The sequence below is a fragment of the Nitrospiria bacterium genome (assembly GCA_036397255.1).
Taxonomy (GTDB): domain Bacteria; phylum Nitrospirota; class Nitrospiria; order DASWJH01; family DASWJH01; genus DASWJH01.
Genome location: DASWJH010000045.1, coordinates 1 through 5,000 on the forward strand (window position 1 = coordinate 1; position 5,000 = coordinate 5,000).

At 43.5% G+C, this 5,000-nt stretch carries 3 protein-coding genes and 1 rRNA gene (1 of these 4 running past the window's edge); all 4 read left to right on the forward strand.

Annotated elements, in window-relative coordinates; translation table 11 throughout:
- Positions 1-787: 787 nt before the first annotated feature.
- A complete protein-coding gene (locus VGB26_05410) occupies positions 788-1,732 on the forward strand; it encodes a cation diffusion facilitator family transporter (protein ID HEX9757225.1) in 945 nt (314 codons plus the stop codon).
- Positions 1,733-1,769: 37 nt separating this feature from the next.
- Positions 1,770-2,186: a thiol-disulfide oxidoreductase DCC family protein gene (locus VGB26_05415; protein HEX9757226.1), complete on the forward strand. Its 417-nt coding sequence runs from the start codon at positions 1,770-1,772 to the stop codon at positions 2,184-2,186.
- Positions 2,179-3,243 carry a TPM domain-containing protein gene (locus VGB26_05420; GenBank protein HEX9757227.1) on the forward strand — a complete coding sequence of 355 codons (1,065 nt, stop codon included), beginning with the start codon at positions 2,179-2,181 and terminating at the stop codon, positions 3,241-3,243. Before VGB26_05415 ends, VGB26_05420 begins: the two co-directional genes overlap by 8 nt.
- Before the next feature lie 426 nt (positions 3,244-3,669).
- Positions 3,670-5,000, forward strand: a 16S ribosomal RNA gene (locus VGB26_05425) (it continues 235 nt past the right edge of the window).

The following is a 5,000-nucleotide window of genomic DNA, read 5'->3' on the forward strand; positions in this document are numbered from 1 at the left end:
ACAATTCTACAAATTTTGAGTGTGTCGCTGTTCGAAAAAACCCCAATATTACAAGCGCTTTCTTCGATTGATTACGAAGATGAAACCATTGATGACGATAACCAATTGAATTTATTTGTATAACGTTGGGACAGTAGTGTATTTAAATATAGAATTCCTGTTATTTTTTGTTTCAAGAACCATAAAAGCAATCAATGCGGACAGAGATGGTAGAGTTTATTAGAGGAGAAGTTTTAAAAAAGTTATTTATTCTTTCAATTGTAGGTTTTTTTCTTTTTTTAGTTTTTCATGGTCCAAAAATTATTCAAAGGTTGTAAGAGCGGATCTTGGAGAATTTTCCTCATCGGAATTAGCTGCGGAAGCATGAATAAAGAGATTATCAGAAGAGATAAAGATGTGCCCAAAAGCTGAAAAATATCAAATTAGTTTAAAAATTAAAACCAGGGGATGCCTTCTACAATATTTTACAACCGAAAGGATTTGACTTCCCTTTCTGGAACAATTGGTTGGGAAGTTGATCCTTTTAGTGGATATAAGCGTGCTTATAAAACAAATGATAATGAATTTCATGAAATAGTAAAAAAAATGGAAATTATCATGATTTTAAGGAAAGGATTTGGTCCCCCATTGAATTAAAAAAGGAATGAAGTTTGAGGTTAAGCCAAAATGAATTTTAAATAAAAAACCAAATTTCTCGACCTTTCGGGGCTCGAATTGGCAACACCCTAAGATCCCATCTTTTCCCCTTGAAATTTACCCCTCCTTAAACATATCCTGTATCAACTACATGTCCTCCTCAGCTTCAAAAAAAGTCATTTATGCTGCGCTGATTGGGAATTCCCTAATTGCTATAACAAAGTTTTTTGCCGCTGCAGTTACCGGAAGTTCCGCCATGCTCTCTGAGGGAATTCATTCCGTGGTGGATACCGGAAATCAGGTCTTGCTGCTCTACGGAATTCGCCAATCAAAGAAGCCCCCGGATGAACAGTTCCCTTTCGGCCATGGAAAAGAGATTTACTTTTGGAGCTTTGTAGTGGCAATTCTTATCTTTGCTGTGGGTTCAGGGGTTTCCATTTATGAGGGAGTCCAGCATATTTTAGTTCCAAATCCTATTGAAAGCCCCTCCATCAATTATATGGTTTTGGCTCTGGCAATGCTGTTTGAAGGAGCCGCGTGGTATTTTGCTTTCAGAGAATTCTCGCGGACAAAAGGAAAGTGGGGATATATTGAGGCGGTCCAAAGGGGAAAAGACCCTTCCATGTTTGTGGTTCTTTTTGAAGATTCCGCTGCCATGCTGGGCCTCATTGTGGCTGGCCTTGGAATATTTCTGAGCCAGATGACGGGAATTCTTTATTTTGATGGAATGGCATCCATTATTATTGGACTGATTCTTGGCGGAACCGCAATCTGGCTCGCCTATGAAACAAAGGGTTTATTGATTGGGGAGAGTGCAAATAAAAAAGTGGTAGAGGAAATTCGTAGAATTTTGGAGTCTTACGCGGTAGTTGAACATATAAATGAGGTTCTCACCATGCACATAGGGCCGGATTACATTCTGGTCAACCTAAGCGTAGACTTTATTGATTCCGCTTCGGCGGCGGAAATTGAAGGTACGGTTGCGCGAATAGACCGGATGATTAAAAAATCCACTCCTCAAGTGAAAAGGGTTTTTATTGAAGGGGAAGCGAGGCGTACCAAGTATAAGGATGACGAAAAACTGCTTCAGGGTTAGGGATGTTTTTGCTTGTTTTGCTATAACAAAACTCTAAATGACCAATGAAAATTTTCTAACTCCCTTGATTCTTTTTGATGGTGTTTGTAATCTGTGCACCGGGACCACAATCTTTTTAATCAAGAGAGACAAACAAAAACATTTTAAATTGGCTTTGATGCAGTCCCCATTGGGTCAAAAACTTTTAGCGGATTTTGGCCTTCCCCAAAAAGATTTTACCACTTTTGTTTTGGTCACCCATGAAGGCCATTTCACAAAATCCACCGCCGTCTTAAAGATTATAAAAGAGATGCCAGGTGGGTGGTCCTTATTGTATTCTTTTATTATAATCCCCAAACCGATTCGCGACTGGGTCTATGAATTTGTGGCAAAAAACCGTTTCCGTTTTTTTGGTCGGAGACAAACCTGTTTAGTTCCCACTGAGGATATAAAAGATCGGTTTCTCGATGGTTAATTTCAGTTTTGAACAACTTAAACCGTTTATACTTTTATCGTTCTTACTATTTATAACCCTCGGCTGTACCCAAACCCCACAACCCGAAAACCCCATTCCCTTTGTTCAGGATCACGCGGGAATCTTAACGGGGGAGAATAAAAAACGTTTAGCCAGTTACTATCAAAAACTTCTAGAAGAATGGGATATCCACCTTCAGGTGACCACACTTGCAGAGAGTCCTTCTGATATTAATGAGGCTTCCATTTACTTATTTAAAGATTATGCATTGGGAAGCGAAACCCGAGGGGCCAAAGGGTTATTACTGGTGATTGATCCCAAAGGCCATGAGGTCCGGATGGAGGTGGGATATGAACTTGAACCTATTTTCCCGGATGGGTTTGTAGGAGCCATTGAAAGGTCTCAGATGGTTCCTTTTTTTCAAGCGGGGAGGGTGGGAGAAGGGATTGAAGCCACCGTTGAGCTTTTGGTGGGAAGGGCAATGGGTGACATTCGGCAGTCGGACTATATTCCCGAGAAGGAGAATCCGAATGTAAAAGGGTTTTCTGGTGGGGCAGGAGCAAGAACTTCCGTGCAAATAGGGGAGGGATTGCAGGAAGTTAAACCTGTTCGTGACCCCTCTCAATTTGGTCCTCAATCTGGGCCGGCTATGGTTTTGGAAAAGTATATGGAAGTGCTGAAAATAAAAATTAAAGATCCCAATTTGAAATTGTATACACCCGACACCAGGAACTTTTTTAAAAATCAGTTGGTAACGGATGGGCAACAGAAAAATGAACTGTTCCGATTAAAAGAGGTTTGGCCACGAAAAAAAATCTACACCCAGGGGTCGTTTTCAGTAATTCGATTTTCAAGCGAAGGGGGCGAGAGTCCCCCTTATTTTTTCAGGGACAGTCCAGAGGGATGGATGTTGGATTTTGACTCAATGGCGGGATTAATTGGTTTTGATTTTAAAAACCAGTGGTTTTTTAGAAATCTCGAGCATGAATATATGTTTGCATTTCAGGATATTACTTTTGAAAAAACCAATCTAACGTCTCCGGAAAAGCCTCAATAAAAAAAACCTTTAAAGTAGTAATGAACCCTAGGAAAATGCTTGACTTGGGTTTTGGCCCATGTTACAAAAGGGACTATCTCCTATTACAACTGCAAAGTCGAAATCGGGTAGTGGATGACAAGTTACCTCCAAGCGGTTGTTTTAAAGTTGCGTAACAAATCCTCCTAGACTGTTTTTCAAACCGTTCTTTGTCAATGAAATAAGGCCCCATAAGGGTTTTGATATTTTTTTCAAAAAAAAGTAGATTATTCTTGACAATGCTTTGTAGACGTGATAGAAGTTACTGTTTTTTCAAATTAAGAAAGGGTTTTGGTTCAATAAAACTCTGTCTTTGGTCTTTGAAAACTAAATAGAGTGTATTGAAGAGCAGGTGGGCTTCAAGTCAATTAAAGTGTTACACCTTTAAAAAGGTTCAAAATCTCGAATTTAATGGAGAGTTTGATCCTGGCTCAGAACGAACGCTGGCGGCGTGCTTAACACATGCAAGTCGAACGAGAAACTTCGTAGCAATACGGAGCGGTAAAGTGGCGCACGGGTGAGTAATGCATGGGTAATCTGCCTTCGAGACTGGAATAACCTTCCGAAAGGAGGGCTAATACTGGATGAAAAAGGGGGGGCGAAAGCCATTCCCTTTTAAAGATGGCCTCTGCTTGCAAGCTATCACTCGAAGAGGGGCTCATGTCCCATTAGCTAGTTGGTAGGGTAATGGCCTACCAAGGCGACGATGGGTAGCTGGTCTTAGAGGACGATCAGCCACACTGGCACTGACACACGGGCCAGACTCCTACGGGAGGCAGCAGTGAGGAATCTTGCGCAATGGGCGAAAGCCTGACGCAGCAACGCCGCGTGAGGGATGAAGGCCTTCGGGTTGTAAACCTCTTTCGGTTGGGAAGAAACCTTTGGTATGAATAAGATCAAGGGTGGACGGTACCAACAAAAGAAGCCACGGCTAACTCTGTGCCAGCAGCCGCGGTAAGACAGAGGTGGCAAGCGTTGTTCGGATTTACTGGGCGTAAAGAGCGTGTAGGCGGTTGAGCAAGTCAGTTGTGAAATCCTATGGCTTAACCATGGAATTGCTTCTGAAACTGCTCAACTAGAGTATAGGAGAGGAGAGTGGAATTTCCAGTGTAGCGGTGAAATGCGTAGATATTGGAAGGAACACCGGTGGCGAAGGCGGCTCTCTGGCCTGTAACTGACGCTGAGACGCGAAAGCGTGGGGAGCAAACAGGATTAGATACCCTGGTAGTCCACGCCCTAAACGATGGGCACTAAGTGTCGGAGGTATCGACCCCTCCGGTGCCGCACCTAACGGAGTAAGTGCCCCGCCTGGGGAGTACGGCCGCAAGGTTGAAACTCAAAGGAATTGACGGGGGCCCGCACAAGCGGTGGAGCATGTGGTTTAATTCGACGCAACGCGAAGAACCTTACCAGGGCTTGACATGCTGGTGGTAGTGAGCCGAAAGGGGAACGACCCAGCAATGGGAGCCAGTGCAGGTGCTGCATGGCTGTCGTCAGCTCGTGCCGTGAGGTGTTGGGTTAAGTCCCGCAACGAGCGCAACCCTCACCCTCTGTTGCCAACAGGTAATGCTGGGAACTCTGAGGGAACTGCCCCGGCTAACGGGGAGGAAGGTGAGGACGACGTCAAGTCATCATGGCCCTTATGTCCTGGGCTACACACGTGCTACAATGGGGCCGACAACGAGTCGCAAAACCGTAAGGTGAAGCTAATCTCTTAAACGGTCCCTAAGTTCAGATTG